The organism is Streptomyces sp. NPDC059002 (genome assembly GCF_042740435.1).
Classification (GTDB): domain Bacteria; phylum Actinomycetota; class Actinomycetes; order Streptomycetales; family Streptomycetaceae; genus Streptomyces.
This window is the reverse complement of the sequence record NZ_JBHYJI010000047.1, coordinates 1-19,094: the sequence shown is the minus strand read 5'-3', so window position 1 is coordinate 19,094 and position 19,094 is coordinate 1. Positions and strand designations below refer to the sequence as shown.

Annotated in this window: 20 protein-coding genes and 1 pseudogene; 11 read left to right on the top strand and 10 right to left on the bottom strand. The window is 69.4% G+C overall.

Annotation, left to right across the window (positions count from 1 at the left end):
* Positions 1-68: 68 nt before the first annotated feature.
* The gene (locus ACFWZ2_RS31855) at positions 69-977 is read left to right on the top strand and encodes a DMT family transporter (protein ID WP_384551549.1); all 909 of its coding nucleotides are present in this window, start codon (positions 69-71) and stop codon (positions 975-977) included.
* Positions 978-1,134: 157 nt separating this feature from the next.
* The gene (locus tag ACFWZ2_RS31850) at positions 1,135-1,542 is read left to right on the top strand and encodes a ribonuclease domain-containing protein (protein WP_384551548.1); all 408 of its coding nucleotides are present in this window, start codon (positions 1,135-1,137) and stop codon (positions 1,540-1,542) included.
* 87 nt (positions 1,543-1,629) lie between these two features.
* Here ACFWZ2_RS31850 and ACFWZ2_RS31845 read toward each other — a convergent pair whose 3' ends face one another.
* Positions 1,630-1,836, bottom strand: a complete 207-nt coding sequence (locus ACFWZ2_RS31845) for a hypothetical protein (RefSeq protein WP_384551546.1) — start codon at positions 1,834-1,836, stop codon at positions 1,630-1,632.
* Between the two features lie 158 nt (positions 1,837-1,994).
* Here ACFWZ2_RS31845 and ACFWZ2_RS31840 point away from each other — a divergent pair, with 158 nt between their 5' ends.
* The 4 genes from ACFWZ2_RS31840 to ACFWZ2_RS31825 all read left to right on the top strand — a co-directional run bounded on the left by ACFWZ2_RS31840 (position 1,995) and on the right by ACFWZ2_RS31825 (position 5,904).
* Positions 1,995-3,299: a sensor histidine kinase gene (locus ACFWZ2_RS31840; RefSeq protein WP_384551544.1), complete on the top strand. Its 1,305-nt coding sequence runs from the start codon at positions 1,995-1,997 to the stop codon at positions 3,297-3,299.
* Positions 3,296-3,967 carry a response regulator gene (locus tag ACFWZ2_RS31835; RefSeq protein WP_384551543.1) on the top strand — a complete coding sequence of 224 codons (672 nt, stop codon included), beginning with the start codon at positions 3,296-3,298 and terminating at the stop codon, positions 3,965-3,967. The genes ACFWZ2_RS31840 and ACFWZ2_RS31835 overlap by 4 nt, the downstream gene beginning before the upstream one ends.
* Before the next feature lie 172 nt (positions 3,968-4,139).
* The gene (locus ACFWZ2_RS31830; RefSeq protein WP_384551541.1) at positions 4,140-5,378 is read left to right on the top strand and encodes a cytochrome P450; all 1,239 of its coding nucleotides are present in this window, start codon (positions 4,140-4,142) and stop codon (positions 5,376-5,378) included.
* A 103-nt stretch (positions 5,379-5,481) separates the two neighbouring features.
* Positions 5,482-5,904 (top strand): PaaI family thioesterase, encoded by a 423-nt coding sequence (locus ACFWZ2_RS31825; RefSeq protein WP_384551618.1) that lies wholly within the window; start codon positions 5,482-5,484, stop codon positions 5,902-5,904.
* A gap of 10 nt (positions 5,905-5,914) precedes the next feature.
* Here ACFWZ2_RS31825 and ACFWZ2_RS31820 read toward each other — a convergent pair whose 3' ends face one another.
* Complete coding sequence (locus ACFWZ2_RS31820) at positions 5,915-6,925, bottom strand: Gfo/Idh/MocA family oxidoreductase (RefSeq protein ID WP_384551539.1); 1,011 nt, start codon at positions 6,923-6,925, stop codon at positions 5,915-5,917.
* A 253-nt stretch (positions 6,926-7,178) separates the two neighbouring features.
* Between ACFWZ2_RS31820 and ACFWZ2_RS31815 the strand changes: the two genes are divergently transcribed.
* Complete coding sequence (locus ACFWZ2_RS31815; RefSeq protein WP_384551537.1) at positions 7,179-7,979, top strand: SAM-dependent methyltransferase; 801 nt, start codon at positions 7,179-7,181, stop codon at positions 7,977-7,979.
* A 346-nt stretch (positions 7,980-8,325) separates the two neighbouring features.
* Here the strand turns inward: ACFWZ2_RS31815 and ACFWZ2_RS31810 are convergent, their stop codons facing one another.
* The 8 genes and pseudogenes from ACFWZ2_RS31810 to ACFWZ2_RS31775 all read right to left on the bottom strand — a co-directional run bounded on the left by ACFWZ2_RS31810 (position 8,326) and on the right by ACFWZ2_RS31775 (position 14,014).
* On the bottom strand, positions 8,326-8,475 hold the full coding sequence (locus ACFWZ2_RS31810) for a hypothetical protein (RefSeq protein ID WP_384551536.1): 150 nt from the start codon (positions 8,473-8,475) through the stop codon (positions 8,326-8,328).
* 427 nt (positions 8,476-8,902) lie between these two features.
* Positions 8,903-9,543: pseudogene (locus ACFWZ2_RS31805) on the bottom strand (amino acid--tRNA ligase-related protein); the annotation flags it as partial.
* Between the two features lie 7 nt (positions 9,544-9,550).
* Positions 9,551-9,874, bottom strand: coding sequence for a hypothetical protein (locus ACFWZ2_RS31800; RefSeq protein ID WP_384551534.1), 324 nt, complete (start codon positions 9,872-9,874; stop codon positions 9,551-9,553).
* A gap of 80 nt (positions 9,875-9,954) precedes the next feature.
* Complete coding sequence (locus ACFWZ2_RS31795) at positions 9,955-10,431, bottom strand: MsnO8 family LLM class oxidoreductase (protein ID WP_384551532.1); 477 nt, start codon at positions 10,429-10,431, stop codon at positions 9,955-9,957.
* Positions 10,432-10,441: 10 nt separating this feature from the next.
* Positions 10,442-11,236, bottom strand: coding sequence for an ABC transporter permease (locus ACFWZ2_RS31790; RefSeq protein ID WP_384551530.1), 795 nt, complete (start codon positions 11,234-11,236; stop codon positions 10,442-10,444).
* The gene (locus ACFWZ2_RS31785) at positions 11,233-11,985 is read right to left on the bottom strand and encodes an ABC transporter ATP-binding protein (protein WP_384551528.1); all 753 of its coding nucleotides are present in this window, start codon (positions 11,983-11,985) and stop codon (positions 11,233-11,235) included. Before ACFWZ2_RS31785 ends, ACFWZ2_RS31790 begins: the two co-directional genes overlap by 4 nt.
* Entirely contained in the window at positions 11,982-12,848 is an 867-nt protein-coding gene (locus ACFWZ2_RS31780; protein WP_384551526.1) for a hypothetical protein, read from the bottom strand. The genes ACFWZ2_RS31785 and ACFWZ2_RS31780 overlap by 4 nt, the downstream gene beginning before the upstream one ends.
* Positions 12,845-14,014, bottom strand: coding sequence for a hypothetical protein (locus ACFWZ2_RS31775; RefSeq protein ID WP_384551524.1), 1,170 nt, complete (start codon positions 14,012-14,014; stop codon positions 12,845-12,847). The genes ACFWZ2_RS31780 and ACFWZ2_RS31775 overlap by 4 nt, the downstream gene beginning before the upstream one ends.
* Before the next feature lie 1,149 nt (positions 14,015-15,163).
* Here ACFWZ2_RS31775 and ACFWZ2_RS31770 point away from each other — a divergent pair.
* From ACFWZ2_RS31770 to ACFWZ2_RS31755, 4 genes are all read left to right on the top strand, one after another.
* Complete coding sequence (locus tag ACFWZ2_RS31770) at positions 15,164-15,958, top strand: GntR family transcriptional regulator (protein WP_384551522.1); 795 nt, start codon at positions 15,164-15,166, stop codon at positions 15,956-15,958.
* Positions 15,959-16,128: 170 nt separating this feature from the next.
* Complete coding sequence (locus tag ACFWZ2_RS31765; protein WP_384551520.1) at positions 16,129-17,157, top strand: sugar ABC transporter substrate-binding protein; 1,029 nt, start codon at positions 16,129-16,131, stop codon at positions 17,155-17,157.
* A gap of 104 nt (positions 17,158-17,261) precedes the next feature.
* Complete coding sequence (locus ACFWZ2_RS31760; protein ID WP_384551617.1) at positions 17,262-18,266, top strand: sugar ABC transporter substrate-binding protein; 1,005 nt, start codon at positions 17,262-17,264, stop codon at positions 18,264-18,266.
* A partial coding sequence (locus tag ACFWZ2_RS31755; protein ID WP_384551518.1) for an ABC transporter permease occupies positions 18,263-19,094 on the top strand: 832 nt, incomplete at its 3' end. The genes ACFWZ2_RS31760 and ACFWZ2_RS31755, both read left to right, overlap by 4 nt.

The following is a 19,094-nucleotide window of genomic DNA, read 5'->3' as shown; positions in this document are numbered from 1 at the left end:
ACGGTGTGCGCTCGACGTGCGAGCCGCCGAAGTCTCCACACCGCCGCACCCGTTGGAGACCGCGCCCGATGTCGACGCTCACCACCCCGGCCGCGCTCGCCCCGCGCCGCGCCTGGCTCACCGATCTGCCCGTCCTTCTCGTGGCTGTCGTCTGGGGCGCCAGCTATCTGGCCGCCAAGGGCATCACCACGAGCCACACGGTCGTCGCCGTGCTCGTGCTGCGGTTCGGGGTGGTGCTGCCCGCGCTGGTGGCGGCCGGGTGGCGGTCGCTGCGGGCGCTCACGGCCGCGCAGTGGCGCGGGGCCGGGGCCCTGGGCCTGATCCTCGCCGGGATCTTCCTCCTGGAGACCTACGGCGTCGTCCACACCTCGGCGACCAACGCGGGCCTCATCATCAGCCTCACCATGATCTTTACGCCGCTCGCCGAGGCCGTGGTGCAGCGGGCCCGGCCGCCGCGCGCGTTCCTCGCCGCGGCCGGGCTCTCCGTGCTCGGTGTGGTCCTGCTGACCCAGAGCGGCGGCTTCACCCGGCCCGCATCCGGCGATCTGCTCATCCTGCTCGCCGCCCTCGCCCGCACCGCGCACGTCCTGGCCATGGCGCGCATCAAGGCGGTGCGGGACGCCGACTCGCTCTCTCTCACCACCGTCCAACTGGGCGGCGCCGTCCTGGTGTTCGCGGTGCTCGCGGCCGCGGGCACGGGCACGGCGCCGTGGTCCGTCGCGGCGGACTTCGGCGCGGGGGAGTGGGCGGGGCTGCTCTTCCTCTCCGTCTTCTGCACGCTCTTCGCCTTCTTCGTACAGATGTGGGCGGTACGGCGGAGCTCTCCCTCCCGGGTCAGTCTGCTGCTCGGCACGGAGCCGCTGTGGGCGGCCGCGGCGGGCATCGCCGTCGGGGGCGAACACCTGGGCGCGGTCGGCCTGTTGGGCGGGGTGCTCGTGCTCGCGGGGACGAGCTGGGGGCGCAGGGCCGTCCGGTGAGCGGGTGTCCGTCCCCGGTGGTCGCGAGGGCGTCGTCCCCTTGCGAGGAGGCTGTCGGGAAGATGTGACGAAGAGTCGGCGACGTACGGTTAACTCCCGGAAAATTCAACGGACTTGACGTTGACACGCCAACCTCTACGCGCGTCACACTGGACCCATGCGAATCCCCCCACGAATCGTCAGTGTCACCGCCCTCGCCGCCGCCCTGCTGATCGGCGGCCCCGTCGCCGCCACCGCGAGCGCGGCGCCCGTCGCCCCCGTCTCGTACTCCGTCACCGCGGTCGGCGAGATCTGCTACTCCGCCCTGCCCTCCCAGGCGCACGACACCCTGGACCTCATCGAAAAGGGCGGCCCCTACCCGTTCCCGCAGGACGGCACCGTCTTCCAGAACCGCGAGGGCGAGCTGCCCCGGCAGAGCTCCGGCTACTACCACGAGTACACGGTCATCACGCCCGGCTCGGACGACCGCGGTGCCCGCCGCATCGTGACCGGCGAGAAGAGCCAGGAGGACTACTACACCGCCGACCACTACGCGTCCTTCGACCTGGTGGACCACGGCTGCTGAGCCTCTCGGCCCCGGGCCCCGGTTTCCCCGGCCCCGTACGGGGCGTGGCGCACGCCGGTTCCGTACGGGGCGTGGCGCGCGGTCAGGTCAGCGCTTCCCGCGGCTCTCCGCGGCGGCGAACAGCGCGACCGCGAGCACGAGCAGCGTGACGCTCGCATAGATCTCATGGCCGTCGAGGAAGCCGAGACGCTGGACGAGACCCCAGCCGTCGAGGCTCCCGGTCAGCTCGTGGATCAGCCCAGCCGCACCCTGGACCAGCAGGATCACGCCGAACACCTCAAGTACCTGTCTCATACCGGGATCCTCGCCCCGTTGCTTCCCCACGCACATCCGCCGCGGGGCGAGGATCCCCTGCACAGGCGCGTCCGAAAGTCTCGGACCTGCGCGACTTTGGTAGTCGATCACGCGCGCGGGGCGACCGGGGCCGCCTCTGGTGCGTAGATTTGTCGACCATGAGCGGCACTGAGCCCACCCGGCGGCCCGCACCGGCGGCCGAACCCCACACGGGAGCACGGGCCGGCGCCCCGGCCGCCTCCCAGCCCCTGGCCAGAAGGCCATGGGCGCTGCCCTCCGCCATCGCCGCGGAATTCGACCCGGACCGCGCCCTGCGCCGCGGCTCCCGGCGGACCGTGCGCGACTGGCTCGTCGACTTCGCCTGCTTCCTCGCCGCCGTCCTGATCGGGATGATCGGCGCCGATGCGGTCAGCGGCAATCCGCACGTCTCGGAGGGCGTCGCCGAATTCGACCAGGTGCTCGGCGCGCTGGCCTGCGCCGCGGTCTGGCTGCGCCGACGCTGGACGGTCGGCCTCGCCATCGCGATGGTGCCGGTCGGGATCGCCTCCGACACGGCGGGCGGCGCGGCGGCGGTGGCCCTGTTCACCCTCGCGGTGCACCGGCCCTTCCGGTACGTCGGATGGGTCGGCGGCGCCTCGGTCGCCGCGGTCCCCCTCACCTACTGGCTGCGCCCCGACGCCGACATCGCCTACGGGATCTCCATCGCCTTCGGTGTCCTGGTGACCGTGTCGGTCATCGGCTGGGGCATGTTCGTACGCTCCCGGCGCCAGCTCCTGCTCAGCCTGCGCGACCGCGCCCTGCGCGCCGAGAACGAGGCCGCCCTGCGCGCCGAACAGGCCCAGCGCCTGGCCCGCGAGGCCATCGCCCGCGAGATGCACGACGTCCTCGCGCACCGTCTGACGCTGCTCAGCGTGCACGCCGGAGCCCTGGAGTTCCGCCCCGACGCACCCCGCGAGGAGATCGTCCGCGCCGCGGGCGTCATCCGGGAGAGCTCCCACGAGGCGCTGCAGGACCTGCGCCAGGTGATCGGCGTGCTGCGCGGCGGCGACGCGGACGCCTCGGGCCGCCCGCAGCCCACGCTCGCGGCCCTGGACACCCTGGTCGCCGAGTCCCGCGCCGCGGGCATGAAGGTCGCCCTCGACAACCGCGTCGCCGACCCGTCGGCCGTGCCCGCCGCCATCGGCCGCACCGCCTACCGCATCGCACAGGAGGCACTGACCAATGCCCGCAAGCACGCCCCGGGAACCGAGGTGACGGTCACCGTGTCCGGCACCCCCGGCGAGGGCCTCACACTCTCCGTACGCAACCCGGCACCGGACGGCGACGTACCGAAGGTGCCCGGCTCGGGACAGGGCCTGATCGGCCTCGCCGAACGGGCCTCGCTCGCGGGCGGCAGGCTCGGGCACGGTGCGCTGCCCGACGGCGGATTTCACCTGGAGGCATGGCTACCGTGGGCCCCATGAACACCATCAGGCTCCTTCTCGTCGACGACGACCCCCTGGTCCGCGCCGGGCTCTCCTTCATGCTCGGCGGCGCGGACGACATCGAGATCGTGGGTGAGGCGGGCGACGGCACGGAGGTCGCACCGCTCGTCGGCGAACTCCGCCCCGATGTCGTCCTGATGGACATCCGGATGCCGACGATGGACGGCCTCGCCGCCACGGAGTCCCTGCGCAAGCGGCCCGACGCCCCCGAAGTCATCGTCCTCACCACGTTCCACGCCGACGAGCAGGTCCTGCGGGCGCTGCGGGCGGGCGCCGCGGGCTTCGTCCTCAAGGACACGGCGCCCGCCGAGATCGTCGCGGCGGTGCGCGCGGTGGCCGCGGGCGAGCCGGTGCTCTCGCCGACCGTGACCCAGCAGCTGATCACCCAGGTGACCGGCGTCGACCCGCAACTCGACCGCAGGCGGCGTGCGTTGGAGCGGCTCGACGCGCTGGCGGAGCGCGAACGGGAGGTCGCCGTCGCGATCGGCAGGGGCGGCTCGAACGCGGACATCGCGGCGGAACTCTTCCTGAGCGTCGCCACCGTCAAGGCGCACGTGTCCCGCATCCTGACCAAGCTGGACCTCAACAACCGGGTGCAGATCGCGCTCCTCGCGCATGACGCGGGGCTGCTCGACGAGGCGGGCTGAGGGCGGGGCCCGTGCCGGGGGCGGGGAACTCCGGTGGGTGGGCGGGGCGTTGGGTCCAGTGAGACCGGTCGGCGGTGCGGAGGTCCGGACCGCCGGCGGTGGGCCGCGAGCCGTGGCCCGCGAGCCGTGGGCCGCGAGCCGTGAGCCGTACGGGCAGTCCGGAAGGAGTCGCATGGCGGAGAGCGTGGATCTGGCCGCGTTCGGCGCGGAGTTCACCGCGAACCCCCATCCCGTCTACGCGGAGCTGCGCTCCCTCGGCCCCGTCCACCGCGTCCGGCTGCCACCCCCGGACGACACCACCGACATCCACCTCGTCGTCGGGTACGAAGAGGGCAGGGCGGCCCTCGCCGACCCCCGCCTCGTCAAGTCCTCCGCGCCCCTGGGCGTCACCCTCCTGGAAGAAGAGCTGATCGGCACCCATCTGCTGCTCGCCGACCCGCCCCGGCACACCCGCCTGCGGCGCCTGGTCACCAAGGAGTTCACCGCCCGCCGCGTGCAGGCCCTGCGCCCCCGCATCCAGCGCATCACCGACGACCTCTTGGACGCGATGCTGGCGCCGGGAGCGCCGGGAGCGCCGGGAGCGCCGGGAGCGCCGGGAGCGCCGGGGGACCGCCGCGCCGACCTCGTCGACGCGCTCGCCTTCCCGCTGCCCATCACCGTCATCTGCGAGCTCCTCGGCGTCCCCGACATCGACCGGGAGGAGTTCCGCCGCATGTCGAACAGCGTCGTCGCGGCGCCGAGCCAGGAGGCGGAGCGGGCCGTCTTCGTCGAACTCGCCGCCTATCTCGACGACTTGATCGAGGCCAAGAAGAACCGCGTCGGCGATGACGACCTCCTCGCCGCCCTGATCCGTGCCACCGGCGACGACGACAGCGACCGGCTCACCCCCGCGGAGCTGCGGGCCATGGCGTACGTGCTGCTGATCGCGGGCCACGAGACCACCGTCAATCTGATCGCCAACGCCGTCAGGGCCCTCCTCGCCCACCCGGATCAACTGGCCGACCTGCGTGCGGACATGACCCTCCTGGACGGCGCGATCGAGGAGACCCTGCGCTGGGAGGGCCCGGTGGAGAACTCGACGTACCGCTTCGCCGCGGAGCCCGTCGAGATCGGCGGCACCGTCGTGCCCGCGGGATCCGCCGTCCTCATCGGCATCGCGGCCGCCGACCGGGACCCGGAGCGCTTCCCCGACCCCGACCGCTTCGACATCCACCGCGCCCCGCAGGGCCATGTCGCCTTCGGGCACGGCCTGCACTTCTGCCTGGGCGCACCGCTGGCCCGCGTCGAGGCCAAGGCGGCGCTCGGTTCACTGCTCGCGCGCTGCCCGGACCTCGCCGCGGACGGGCCTTCGGGGGAGTGGCTGCCGGGGATGCTGATCAGGGGGGTGCGGCGGCTTCCCGTCCGGTGGTAGAAGTCGACCCATGACCGAGTCACCCCTGTCCGGGCCCGCACCGCAGGCCACGCCCGACGCCACGCCGGAGCCGCAGGCCGAGTCCCTGCCGATCGACCTCGCGATGGCCCAGAAGGTCCTGGACGCCCAGCCGTTCAGCCGTCTCGTCCGGGCGCGCATCACGCGGTTCGGCGACGGCGCGGCCACGCTGGAGATCGACATCCGCGAGGAACTGCACCAGCAGAACGGCTTCGTGCACGGCGGAGTCCTCGCGTACGCGGCGGACAACAGCATCACGTTCGCCGCGGGCACGACGCTCGGGCCCGCGGTGCTGACCGCGGGCTTCTCCATCCAGTACGTACGCCCCGCGACCGGCGCCAGGCTCGTCGCCCGCGCCACCGTCGCCCACTCGGGCCGCCGTCAGGCGGTGGTCCGCTGCGAGCTGTTCGCCGTGCGCGGCGAGGATGGCGCGGGTCCGGCGGAGCACGCGGAGGACGCGGAGGTCCTGTGCGCGATCGCGCAGGGGACGGTGCTCTCGACGGCGTGAGCCGGTGGTCCTACGCCTCGGCGCCGGGGATCTCCGCGAGCCGCACCGGCCTCCGCTCGCGCCGCGACAGCTCGCACGCCTCCGCGATCCGCAGCGCGTGCAGCGCCTCGCGCCCGTCGCAGGGGTTCGCGCGTTCGCCGCGTACGACATCGACGAACGCGGCGAGCTCCGCCTCGTACGCGGGGGCGAACCGCTCCAGGAAGCCGGGCCAGGGCTTGTCCGGGGCCGCGGGGCCCGCGGGCTCCGCCGAGGTGATCGGGGTGCGGTCGTCCAGACCGACCGCCAACTGGTCGCGCTCTCCGGCCAGTTCCATGCGTACGTCGTATCCCGCGCCGTTGCACCGGGTCGCCGTCGCCGTGCCGAGCGTGCCGTCGTCCAGGGTGAGCAGCACGGCCGCCGTGTCGACGTCCCCCGCCTCGCGGAACATCGCGGGGCCCGCGTCCGAGCCGGTCGCGTACACCTCCGTGACCTCGCGTCCCGTCACCCAGCGCAGGATGTCGAAGTCGTGGACCAGGCAGTCGCGGTAGAGGCCGCCGGAGAGCGGGAGATACGCGGCCGGGGGCGGCGCGGGGTCCGAGGTCGTCGCCCGCACGGTGTGCAGCCGACCGAGCCGCCCCGCCCGCACCGCGTCGCGCGCCGCCGTGTACCCCGCGTCGAACCGCCGCTGGAAGCCGAGCTGCAGCACCGTGCCCGCGGCCTCGACCTCGGCGAGCGCGGCCAGCGTGCCCGGCAGGTCGAGCGCGATCGGCTTCTCGCAGAACACCGGGAGCCCGGCACGCGCGGCCCTCCCGATCAGCTCGGCGTGCGCGGAGGTCGCCGCGGTGATCACCAGAGCGTCCACCCCGCCCCGGAAGAGTTCCTCGACGGAGGGCGCGGCCGTCGCCCCGATCCGCTCCGCGAGATCGCCCGCCCGCGCTCCATCCGCGTCGGCGACGACCAGAGACGTCACCTCGGGGTGACGACCAAGAGCCGCCGAATGAAATGTGCCGATACGGCCCGTTCCGATCAGTCCGATGCGCATGCCCCCACCCTCGCCACGCCCCGCCGGTCCTGTCAATGGTTTGTCCGGACAACTGAACTGTCCGGACAACCGAACTTCAGGGATGGTTCCTCCACGAGGCGTTCCGGGGCTTCGGGCCAACCGGCTTCCGTACTCGGGGTGCGGCGGTTGGCGACCTCCGTGCTGATGGTGCCGTGAGGGCATCAATTTGTTCGAGTGGCGGTACCGCGTAACGTCTGAACTCCATTGGCAGCAGCGAAGAGTGGAGTGGCCCATGCACGGCGCAGGCGACCGGATCGACACCTCAACTGCCCACTCGGCACGGGTGTACGACTACATCCTGGGCGGTAAGGACCACTACCCCGTCGATGCCGAGGCGGGCGACAGGATGTCAGAGCACTGGCCGGCCCTGCCGATCCACATGGTGGAGAACCGCCGGTTCATGCACCGTGCCGGGCACTACCTGGCCAAGGAGCAGGGCATCCGGCAGTTCCTCGACATCGGCACCGGCCTGCCCACGGCCCCCAACCTGCACGAGGTGGTGCAGCAGGTGGCGCCGGAGTCGCACGTGGTCTACGTCGACAACGACCCCATCGTCCTGGCCCACGCCCGCGCCCTTCTGCAGAGTTCGCCCGAGGGGGCGACCGCGTACATCGACGCCGACATGCACGACCCGGACGCCATCCTGGACAGCCCCGAGTTCCGCGCCCTGATCGACCTGAAGGAGCCGGTCGGCCTGATGGTCATCGGCATACTCCACTTCATCCTGCCGCCGGACGACCGTCACCTGGTACAGCGCCTGCTCGAACCGCTGCCGTCGGGCAGCTTCCTGGCCATGACCATCGGCACCGCCGACTTCGCACCCGGCGAGGTCGGCCGGGTCGCCGACGAGTACGCCCAGCAGGGCATGCCCATGGCCCTCCGGGACCTGCCGACCGCGACCTCCTTCTTCGACGGCATGAACCTCGTGGAGCCGGGCGTCGCCCAGGTCCACAAGTGGCGCCCGGGACCCGAGCAGGACGGCGTCGACGACCGGGCGATCGCGATGTACGGGGCAGTGGCGCGTAAGCCCTGACAACCTTCGTCGCCCCGCGGCCCGGCCCGCGGGGCGACGCACTTCCCAGGGAGAGTCGGCCCTCGCCGCAGGCCGTGCAGTTGGCCCAGGCTCTTGCGGTGAACTCGACATCTGGGGAGCCGTATTGCCTGGCGTGCTCGCAGCGCTTTCTTCCCGACATGCATACCGACTTCCTCAAGGACCCTCAAGAGGACGTGGATACCAACCCCCAGGAACCGGTGACGCAGTGATCAGGAATGAACAGGAGTTTGACGTCGTAGTGACGGGTGTCAGCATGGTCGGTGTCATGGTGGACATCGATGGCGAAAAGGGGTTCATCGACCAGACGAAGCATCCATCATGGTGGTCACTCGATGTGGAACCCGCCCAAGTCGGAGACGCGCTTCATGTCGTAGTTCTCGATGATTCCAGAACTCCGCCCCGCCTGAGCGCCCTCCAGGACGACATTGATAGTGCGCGACGAGTCCGAGGCGAGGTCAACTAACCTGCCGTACATGCGTGAGAGGGGGCGCTCGCGGTGTGTTGCTGGCCCTCATCCGGCTGGGGGTACACGTGGCAAAGGTGCGCACCCCTCCTCTTCCTCTCCACAGCCGGTGCCGCATCGACGTACCACAACGACCGTCACCTTCTCCCACGGCGCGCTCTGCCATCAGGGGCGGTTCTCCGAACGGGAGTTGGCCCTGCGCTTCTACACCGCGAGCAGATTCTGAACGGCGAGGCGGCACCCCTAAGCGCAAGCGCCGATACAGCAAGGCGCAACAGCAGCGCCGCGCCCGCCAGCGCGTCATCATCGCGCTCAACCGGGACGTGTTCGGCTCCTGGACAACGGTGCCCGCTTGGACTCTCTGCTGCCTCTCGGGAGTGTCGGCAGCGGGCCGGCCCGAGCGCGCATGACGGTGCCGACCACGTCCAGCGACAAGCCCCTACGGGGTGAGCCGGTGCGGCCCGCGGAACAGGAAGGTGGTCTCGCGGATGGAGTCGAGCCCGAGCATGACCATCAACACCCGGCCGAGGCCCATGCCGAGGCCCTCATGCGGCGGGCAGCCGTACCGAAAGGCGTTCAGGTAGTCCTGCAGCGGAGGTCGAAGCTGAGCGTCAAGCCCGGGTCGCCTGCGGGACGCATGTGGTAAAAGGGCCGGATGCGCGTCAGGTAGTGGGTGATGAACACCCACTCGTGCCCGGTCTGCTCCTTGATGTACGCGGCAATGCCACGTTCGCCCTCCGGGTCCAGGTCCTCCTTCGCTCCCTCGCGGTCCCAGCCCTTGGCGCGGAGGATCTGCTGCGCCTCGGCCATCGTGATCCGGGGGAACGGTGTCGCCGGCACCGAGACCTCCACGCCGAACGTCTCCCGGATCGCCTCACCATGGGCGTCGGCGACCTTGCGGATGGCGTGCGTGAGCATCTGCTCCTCGAAGACCTTGTCGATGCCCGCAGCGATCGCCATTTGCTTGTAAATCTGTGGCGACTGCGCCAGGTAGGCGGAGCGGTCGAAGTAGCCGAGCTTGAACACTCCGGCACCGCCCTCGCTCGCGGTGTCCATGAGCTTCGGGGTGTGCATCTCTGAGCGGCGGTTAGTTGATCGTTGATGTGGCTGCTTGCATGAGGATCTCGTACGACAGGGCCCGGTCGGCGAAGTCTTCCATGACGGTCAGGGTGATGAGTTCGTCGAGGGCGAGGTCGTTGGCGTATTGGTGGAGGGCTGCTTCGGCCGTGGTCCGGTCTCCGCAGATCCATTCCTTGGCCCGGGTCTCGGCCATGCTGTGCTGGTGGTTGGGTGTCTGCGCCGTGGGCTTCGGAACGATGGGTGTGCGGTTCCCCCGGCTCTCGACCAGGAGGTGCTCCGCGTAGGTGCGGGCGAGTTGGGCGGCGCGTTTCTGGGTCTTCGCCAGGTACACGCCTGCGCTGGACCGGCGAAGGCAAAGGGGAGGCCGAGGCGGGCCGCTGTCAGGGCGACGGGGATGCTGCCCCCGAGGATCTACACGGGTACGGATGTGTGGTGGGGCAATGTGTTCGCGGCGCTGTGGGAGAGGTATCGCTGCAGCTCTTCGATCTGGGTGGCGAACGCGGTCGGCGAGGCGGAGGGGAGGGTCCCTCGAAGGGTGGTGCTCAGCGTCGGACTGCCGGCCAGGGCACGGCCCACGCCCAGGTCGATGCGGGAGCCGAACAGGGCGGTCAGGGTGGTGAAGGCTTCAGCGACGCGGAGTGTTGAGTGGTTGGGGAGCATGACGCCGCCGGATCCCACGCGAATGGTGGTCGTGGCGGAGGCGATGGCCGCTGTGACGACCTCCGGAGCAGTCGCCGCCGCCGCGGGGTTGTCGTGGTGCTCCGCGATCCAGTAGCGGGTGTAGCCCAGTGCTTCTGCGTGTTGCGCCAGTTCCACGCTGGTGCGCAGTGCCGCAGCGCCGGTGGTTCCGGCAAAGACGGGAGCGGTGTCGAGGACGGAGAGCTTCATGGTCGGTCGCTCACCTTTCCCGGGTGACGCGATCGGCTCGGGTCAGCATCGGCACGGCTGCGGTCGCCGCGATCGCCGCCCACAGGGCCGCCCAGAGCAGGCCGGAAGGATTGCCCGACCAGGTGCCGCGCAGCCAGGCGACTTGGTAGGTGAGCGGATCGGCGTGGGCCAGAGCACGTAGGTAGCCCGGCGCTGAGTCCAAGGGGTAGAACAGCGGTGCCGCCAGCACGACGGGCAGGGCGGTGATGGTCAGGAGGAAGTCCCGTGCGGCGTACGACTGCACACGGGCGGCGACGGCCGCTCCCGCGGCGATCCAGCCGGCGTCGACAAGGAGCGCGGTCAGCACCGTGGTCGTCAGGCGCGACGCCGACACGTCGGCGAGGCCGCCCAGTACGGCAGCGAGGACGAGGACCAGCGCGAGTTGGGCGAGGAAGACCGCGCCGAGGATCGTGACGATGCTCGACAGGTATCCGGCGGGGCCGCCTCCGTGCAGGGTGTAGAGGGCGAACACCCCCCATTTGCGGTCGTTGGCGACATCCGAGATGGCAGCGGTCCCGGAGCGGAACGCGAGCATCGCGAACATGCCCGGGACGACGAACGCGAGATACGTGCCCAGGCTCTGGTTGTGCCCGGAGGCGACCGCTCCGCCGATCCCGGCGGCAAGAAAGAGCAGGTAGGCGATCGGCTCGATGATCCGGCCGTAGTAGACCTGTCGCCAGTTCCACAGGGAGAGCCAGTGGAAGCGGACCGCGATCAGGGGGCGGGCGAGACGGCGCGCCTGCGGGGGCGTCTGCAGGGTGCTCATGGGTGTGCGACCTCGGGCGATGGGAGTTCGGACGTGGTGGAGGGCTGCCGGGTGAGGTGCCGGTAGCCGTCCCACAGGTCGTTGGACTCGCCGACCGGGGCCAGGAAGGCCCTCACTGGCTGGTCGGCGAGGAGGCGGCCGGCACTGAGGGCCAGAACGCGGGTGCAGTGTCCGGCGAAGCGTGACGTGTCGTGGGTGCTGACCAGGACGGTGGACCCCTGCCTCGCGCTGTCACGGAGGAAGTCGAAGACCTGCGCGACGGCGTCGGGGTCCAGGCCGGTGGTCGGCTCGTCGAGGACCATCAGCCGAGGTCGGCCTGCGATGGCGCGGGCGATCTGGCAGCGGCGCAGTTCCCCGCCGGAGAGCGTCTCGGCCTGCCGGTCGAGGAACCGTTCGAGGCCGACGACCTCGCAGACCTCCTCCGCCGGGGCACGTACGCCGCGCAGGGTCCCGCGGCGGAACGCCAGTCCCATCTCGACATTCTGACGCACGGTCAATGACCAGTCGATGATCTCTCGCTGTGGGCACCAGCCGAACTCGGCCGGGCCCACCGAACGCTTTACTGTGCCCGAGTCGGCCCGCTGAAGACCGCACACGATCTCGAACAGGGTCGACTTCCCTGCCCCGTTGTGTCCGAGCAGTGCGACGACTTCTCCTTCCCCGATGCGGAACGAGACGCCGGAAAGGGCCGGGGTGGAGGCGTCGGCGTAGGTCTTGGAGACGGCCTCGGCCATCAGTAGGTCACTCATAGGGCGCTTTCGAGAAGGTCTGCGATCTGACGGGGCGAAGCTTCCTCCGGCACGGGCACGACAGTGGTCGCCTCGGGAAGGTGCCGAGCGATCTCGTGCTGGTCGGCACCGGAGAACCAAGAAGACAGGTCTGAGTCCGTGGTGAAGGGCTCCGTGCGCGAAGCGTGGCGTTCGAGGTGCACGATCCGGTCGACCTTGGCCTCGGAGAGGTTGGGGACGCCCAGGAATTCCGCGGGAGGCACCAGGAGCACGAGGCCGGTGTCCGGGGACACGGTTTCGCGGTGCACACCGTTTGTGATCTTGTCCAGGTGGTGTCGGCGGCTTCCCCTGCGAAAGCCGAGGGGGCTGTCGTGCCGGCGGAACAGGCCGGTGGTCAGGTCGAGCACGGCGAGGCTGTCGCTCACCAGACGTGCTCCGCGTTGACACAGCACCAGGGAGGTTGAGGTCTTGCCGACGTAGTTGGCCCCGGTGATGAGCAGTCCCTGACCGTCGGGCATCACCAGGCAGGTTCCCGGGCCGACCGCGGTGGTCATCCACAGGTCGGAGTAGCGGAAGGGCGGGAGCGGGGAGGGTATCTCGGACCACCCCGTGAAGGCGTGATCGACCACCCGGGCCCAGGAGCCGTCGGTGCGTCGGTCGATCTCGATGCGCTTGGCCAGGTTGTCCTTGCGGAGCAGGCTGGTGAAGAAGCCACGCTCGGGCCATTCGGTGCAGCTCAGGGTCACCACCACATCGGGTTCACCCGCGGGAGGCTGCGAGAGCTGCTGATCCTGAAAGTAGAACAGGGCCTCATCGACGTCGGCCGTGACCACCCGCAGCCGGCTGGTCACCCCGTAGAAGTCGAAGTACAGGTTCTGGGTCATGAAGGGTCTCCGGTGAGTTCCGTGACGATGTCCGCAGCGGCTCGTCGGATGTCCCGTCCTGAATCCAGTGCGATCTCCCAGTGGTTCTCCGCGAGGTGGGTGACGCAGTAGGTGCGGGACGGGCGCAGAGTGACCGTCCACGCCCAGTCGGTCGCGGCCGGGGAACGCTTGGCCGGCAGGAGGTTCGCGTGGACGGCCCAGGTGGTCCCGGTCGGCGTGGAGAAGCTGAGGGCCTGCGCGAGGTGGGCATGCAGCCACGGATGGGTCTCCAGCGTCGACTCCCCGACGCCGATGGGCCGGGTGTAGGAGAAGATCGTGCGCTCGTTGTGCAGCAGGGCGGTGTCATCACAGACGAAGTGCCAGCCCAGCCGGGTCAATTCGAGCAGGACGGACGACTTGCCGGCCTTCGAGGGGCCGTGCAGCAGAACGGCCCGGGAGGGCTCCCGCGGCGAGGCCACCGCGCTCGCGGGCACGGGGCGGACCAGGGAGTTCAAGGGGGGCAGTAGAAACGGCGGCAGCGGTGTCGCTCGGTCCGGCTGCCCCGCGTAACTCTCGTAGAGCTGCCAGGAGTTACCGGCCGTCTGGACATGGATGTCCTTGCGGACATCGGTGGCCCCACTGATGAATCGCCCCTCGGCGGGCAGGAGGGCGAGCGAAATGTCGGCACGCGCGCCGCCCAGAGGCCGCAGGTAGTCCTGAAAGTAGTAGCGGACATGGTCACGGTCCTCGGGGTGCCGGAGATGGACATCGACCGCCACGCCCCAGAAATCGAACGGAATTACCTCAGCTTCATCCAATCCTGCTGGGCGTTCGCCCACGGTTCGCTCCCCCCGATGAACAGAGATGTCCCGCTGTGGCTGCTGGAAATCAGGGAGTCGATGTCCCGGATCGTCGTATGACTGATCTGGGGGGCCATGTCCGGCCGCCATGAAGAAAGAACCGCTGCAACGGCACGGTCGGACGGATAGATCTCCTGAAGCCTGCGAGTGAGCGGGGAGATCCACCAGTACCGTATCCAGGAACGAAGTCGAGGGAAGCACCTTGACCGAGATACCTTCGGCCTCCCCGTCCCGCTCCCTGACCGCCTGAAGCGCCTGAGCCGCCATCTCATGGTAGGCCTGCGACGGATTGGGGTCGGCTCCGTAGACGGATTCCAGATCCACCACTGCCGCACGATAGAGGTCGGCCTGAGCATCGGGGACGCGAAGATCTTCGCGTCTCACACGCACCCGATGAATCCCTTGCTATCGATTTTCAGAGACTCAACAAATGACGAAGCCCGTGCAGCCCTGACGGTGAGCACCGCTGGCAGTGACGGTCTCCTCAATCGTCGGAACATACGTCGGGATCAAAAGCTCCTTATCCTTCTCAAGGGCGTCGACCTCGGGCACAGAATTCGTATTGACGATGGGATCCGAGAGAACGGACATTCGCTCCCACTTTCCAAGCAAAGTGTCCCGCAGGTCGAGACGGTACGACCGTAGACGCTGCCCCCACCTTGATCAATGCCGTAAAACAGGGCCCAGTTGCCCAGAAGCAGGAGCGAAACATTCCATACATGTCAAAGAAAGGCTCACTACATAATTCCGCGGGCCGCAGGGGTCACCTCGGCACACTTCCCCCGGCCAATAGCCTTGATGTGCAACCGACTTGAGGCGGCTTTGCGATCGGAGCTGTCCACCGGGCACCCTCGCCCATACGCCCTTTCCTCGCGTGACGCACATCTCACACCGGAGAGGATTCTGCTGTCCCGGGATTCCGGCGCCACGTTCGCCGGGGACCTGCCGGGGGGCCTGACCGGTCGGCAGACCACCGCTATGGTCCTCCGCGCGATAGACCGAAAGTCCGTGATCGGCGCAGGACTGCCCGATGAGGATGATGCTGGGGCCTTGCGCCCCAGGCCTTGCTCGGCCACAGCGGCTACCAGCTCACCGCCGACACCTGCACCTCACTGATGCCGCAGTCCGAGCAGGCTGCTGCCAAGGAGTGGAAGAGGTGCCCGCTACCTCCGCAGTAAGCGAGGGGGCGACGTTCGCAGTCGGCGAGTCTGATCAGGACGGCGAAGGCAGCCGCCATCTTCGCCTTGTCTTTCCTCCTGTGGCCTCGGGCGAGGTCTTGGGCGCCGCCTGACGCGCTGTCCCCCCTTTGTCCCCCGGCTTACGAAAGCGCCCCCTCGGAGAGCACTCCGAGGGGGGCTCTCCGGCGCTCCGCCACTGCTCAGGGACGTAAGCCCGGACCACGCACGGCTCGGCGCTTGTCCGGACAACAGAACTTCAGAACTTCCCGTCATCATCTCCCGGGGCTACGCTCGCCCCGTGTCCAAACCAGTCGCCAAAGCAGCCCAGGACAAGCCGGCTCAGGATCCCGCTGTCGCGCTCCGGCTCGGCGTCGACCGCAGCAGTCCGGTCCCTCTCTACTTCCAGCTGTCCCAGCAGCTGGAAGCGGCGATCGAGCGCGGCGCCCTGACCCCCGGCAGCCTTCTCGGCAACGAGATCGAGCTCGCCGCGCGGCTCGGCCTGTCCCGGCCCACCGTTCGCCAGGCCATCCAGTCGCTCGTCGACAAGGGGCTGCTCGTCCGGCGCAGGGGCGTCGGTACGCAGGTCGTGCACAGCCAGGTCAAGCGCCCCCTGGAGCTCAGCAGCCTCTTCGACGACCTGGAGGCGGCGGGGCAGCGGCCCGAGACCCGCGTGCTGCGCAACACCGTCGAGCCCGCGTCGGCCGAGGTCGCGGCGGCGCTCGGGGTCGCCGAGGGGGACGAGGTGCACCTCATCGAGCGGCTGCGCCTCGCGCACGGCGAGCCCATGGCGTATCTGACGAACCACATCCCCGGCGGGCTCCTCGACCTCGACACCGAACGCCTGGAGGCCACCGGGCTCTACCGTCTGATGCGTGCGGCCGGGCTCACCCTGCACAGCGCGCGGCAGTCCGTCGGGGCCCGCGCCGCCACCGCGCAGGAGGCGGAGCGGCTCGCCGAGCCGGGTGCGGGCGCCCCGCTGCTCACCATGCGGCGCACGACCTTCGACGACACGGGCCGGGCCGTCGAGTTCGGCTCGCACGTCTACCGCGCCTCGCGCTACTCCTTCGAGTTCCAGCTCCTCGTACGGCCGTAGGGCTCAACTGGCCGTCGTACGGCGGCAGGTCCCAACTCGCTCACGGTCGTCAGAATGTTCTGACAAAGTCATTGACGCTGCCGTACGCCCACCGCTAGAACTCCCCCCAGCCGCATTCGGGCGGCCGGGAGAAGAGGTGGTCCCCCATGCGTACCTCCATACGTACTTCCATGCGTACTTCCATACGTGCCTCCAAGCGCACCCCCACGCGGACAGCCCGCACCGCCGCGGTCCTCGTGGCGGCGATCGCGCTCGTGGCCGGGTGCAGCAGCTCGGGCGGCAAGGACGACGAGGACTCGTCGGGGGATGGTGGTGGGGGTGGTAAGGGTGTGAGTACGCCGCGTTTGAAGATCGCGATGGTGACGCACTCGGGTGAGGGTGACACGTTCTGGGACATCGTGCAGAGCGGGGCGAAGCAGGCGGCGCGCAAGGACAACGTGGAGTTCTTGTACGCGAATGACAAGGAGGCCAAGGGGCAGGCGGAGTTGGTCCAGTCGTTCGTGGACAAGAAGGTCGACGGGATCGTGGTGACGCTGGCCAAGCCGGAGGCGATGAAGGCGGTCCTGGGGAAGGCGGCGGCGGCCGGGATTCCGGTGGTGACGATCAATTCCGGGGCGGAGTTCTCGGCGAGGTTCGGGGCGTTGGGTCATATCGGTCAGGACGAGTCGGTGGCCGGTGAGGCGGTGGGGGAGGAGTTGAACGCGCGGGGCAGGAAGAAGGTCCTGTGTGTGATCCATGAGCAGGGCAATGTGTCGCTGGAGCAGCGGTGTGCGGGGGTGAAGAAGACCTTTGAGGGGTCGGTGGAGAACTTGAATGTGGAGGGGACGAACGCGCCGGGTGCGCAGTCCTCGGTCAGTGCCAAGCTGCAGGCGTCCAGGGGCATCGATGCGGTGGTGACGCTGGGTGCGCCGATCGCGGCGGTGTCGGTGAAGGCGAAGGAGGATGCGGGGAGCGGGGCGGAGGTGGACACGTTCGACCTGAATGCCGAGGTGGTGAAGCGGCTGAAGGCCAAGGAGGTCGGTTTCGCGGTGGATCAGCAGCCTTACCTCCAGGGGTACCTCTCCATCGATGAGCTGTGGTTGTACAAGACGAATGCGAATGTCCTGGGTGGGGGCAAGCCGGTCCTGACGGGGCCTGCGATCGTCACTGAGAAGGACGTGCCGAAGCTGGAGAAGTACACCGCCCGCGGCACCCGATGAACACATGCGTGATCCGCGTGGTCGATACTTGGGCGGCCGGGGCCGGGGATCCGGACCGGCCGCACCGAGGAGCAGAACAAGAAGGGCACGGCGTCGTGGCAAGGGTGAAGACAGGGGTACGTGCGGTGGGCGCCGTGCTGGTGGCGGTGCTCGGAGCCTCCCTGGTGGGATGCAGCAGCACCGGCGGCAAGCGCGCGGAGGATGCCCGCAAGGAGGCATCGGCCCAGGGGAAGGCGGCGGTGAACACGCCGCGCTGGACGTTCGGGATGGTGACCCACTCGGGCGACGGCGACACCTTCTGGGACATCGTCCAGAACGGTGCCAAGCAGGCCGCGGTCAAGGACAACATCAATTTCCTGTACGCCCATGACGACGAGGCGCAGCAGCAGGCCCAGCTCGTGGACTCCTACATCGACAAGAAGGTCGACGGGATCATCGTCACGCTGGCCAAGCCGGACGCGATGAAGGGCGCCCTGGCCCGCGCGAAGAAGGCCGGCATCCCGGTGATCACCGTGAACTCCGGCTCCGCGGAGTCCAAGGAGTTCGGCGCGCTCACCCACATCGGCCAGGACGAGACGATCGCGGGCGAGGCAGTCGGCGACGAGCTCAACAAGCGCGGCAAGAAGAAGGCGCTCTGCATCCTGCACGAGCAGGGCAACGTCGGCCACGAGCAGCGCTGCGAGGGCGCCAAGAAGACCTTCGACGGCACGATGCAGAACCTGTACGTGACCGGCACCAACATGCCTGACGTGCAGTCCTCCATCGAGGCCCGGCTGCAGACCGACAAGTCCATCGACGCGGTCGTCACGCTCGGCGCGCCCTTCGCGGACGCCGCGGTGAAGGCCAAGGAGGGCGCGGGCAGCAAGGCCGAGATCGACACGTTCGACCTGAATGAGAAGGTCGCGGCGGGCCTGAAGTCCGGCGCGCTCGGCTTCGCGGTCGACCAGCAGCCCTACCTCCAGGGGTACGAGGCCGTCGACCTGCTGTGGCTGTACAAGTACAACGCCGACGTCCTCGGCGGCGGCAAGCCCGTCCTCACCGGCCCTCAGATCATCACCAAGGACCAGGCCGCCGAGCTGGAGGAATACGCGAAGCGAGGGACTCGATGACAGCGACCGCACCCGCCCCGGCGCCGTCGCCGGGCACCAAGACCGACGAGCGCCTCCTGAAGACCTCGCCGCTGAAGAAGCTGATGGGCAGGCCCGAGCTCGGCTCGGTGGTCGGCGCCGTCGCCGTCTTCGTCTTCTTCTCGATCGTCGCGGACAGCTTCCTGCAGGCCAACAGCCTTGCCACGGTCCTGTACGCGGCATCGACGATCGGCATCATGGCGGTGCCGGTGGCGCTCCTGATGATCGGCGGCGAGTTCGACCTGTCGGCGGGCGTCATGGTGACGACCTCCGCGCTGATCTCGTCGATGTTCAGCTACCAGATGACCGCGAACGTCTGGGTCGGCGTGGGGGTCTCCCTGCTCGCCACCCTCGCGGTCGGCGTCTTCAACGGCGTCATGCTGACCCGTACGGACCCGCCGAGCTTCATCATCACGCTCGGCACGTTCCTGATGCTGACCGGCATGAACCTCGGCTTCACCAAGCTGATCAGCGGCACGGTCTCCACCAAGTCGATCGCCGACATGGAGGGCTTCTCCTCCGCCAAGGACGTCTTCGCCTCGACGATCACCATCGGAGGCGTCGACTTCAAGATCACCATCGTGTGGTGGCTCGCCCTGATCGCCGTCGCCACCTGGATCCTCCTGCGCACCCGCGTCGGCAACTGGATCTTCGCGGTGGGCGGCGGCGAGGACGCGGCCCGCGCGGTCGGCGTCCCGGTCGCCGCGACCAAGATCGGCCTCTACATGAGCGTCTCCTTCGGCGCCTGGATCTCCGGCCAGCACCTGCTGTTCTCGTACGACGTGGTCCAGTCCGGCGAGGGCGTCGGCA

Coding starts and splice junctions, on each gene's coding strand:
- ACFWZ2_RS31830 (WP_384551541.1), top strand. CDS start 4,140: ATGGCGGAGAGCGTGGATCTGGCCGCGTTCGGCGCGGAGTTCACCGCG.
- ACFWZ2_RS31795 (WP_384551532.1), bottom strand. CDS start 10,431: ATGAAGCTCTCCGTCCTCGACACCGCTCCCGTCTTTGCCGGAACCACC.
- ACFWZ2_RS31780 (WP_384551526.1), bottom strand. CDS start 12,848: ATGACCCAGAACCTGTACTTCGACTTCTACGGGGTGACCAGCCGGCTG.
- ACFWZ2_RS31825 (WP_384551618.1), top strand. CDS start 5,482: ATGGCCCAGAAGGTCCTGGACGCCCAGCCGTTCAGCCGTCTCGTCCGG.
- ACFWZ2_RS31840 (WP_384551544.1), top strand. CDS start 1,995: ATGAGCGGCACTGAGCCCACCCGGCGGCCCGCACCGGCGGCCGAACCC.
- ACFWZ2_RS31850 (WP_384551548.1), top strand. CDS start 1,135: ATGCGAATCCCCCCACGAATCGTCAGTGTCACCGCCCTCGCCGCCGCC.
- ACFWZ2_RS31810 (WP_384551536.1), bottom strand. CDS start 8,475: ATGTACGGCAGGTTAGTTGACCTCGCCTCGGACTCGTCGCGCACTATC.
- ACFWZ2_RS31835 (WP_384551543.1), top strand. CDS start 3,296: ATGAACACCATCAGGCTCCTTCTCGTCGACGACGACCCCCTGGTCCGC.
- ACFWZ2_RS31815 (WP_384551537.1), top strand. CDS start 7,179: ATGCACGGCGCAGGCGACCGGATCGACACCTCAACTGCCCACTCGGCA.
- ACFWZ2_RS31765 (WP_384551520.1), top strand. CDS start 16,129: ATGCGTACTTCCATACGTGCCTCCAAGCGCACCCCCACGCGGACAGCC.
- ACFWZ2_RS31790 (WP_384551530.1), bottom strand. CDS start 11,236: ATGAGCACCCTGCAGACGCCCCCGCAGGCGCGCCGTCTCGCCCGCCCC.
- ACFWZ2_RS31785 (WP_384551528.1), bottom strand. CDS start 11,985: ATGAGTGACCTACTGATGGCCGAGGCCGTCTCCAAGACCTACGCCGAC.
- ACFWZ2_RS31855 (WP_384551549.1), top strand. CDS start 69: ATGTCGACGCTCACCACCCCGGCCGCGCTCGCCCCGCGCCGCGCCTGG.
- ACFWZ2_RS31845 (WP_384551546.1), bottom strand. CDS start 1,836: ATGAGACAGGTACTTGAGGTGTTCGGCGTGATCCTGCTGGTCCAGGGT.
- ACFWZ2_RS31820 (WP_384551539.1), bottom strand. CDS start 6,925: ATGCGCATCGGACTGATCGGAACGGGCCGTATCGGCACATTTCATTCG.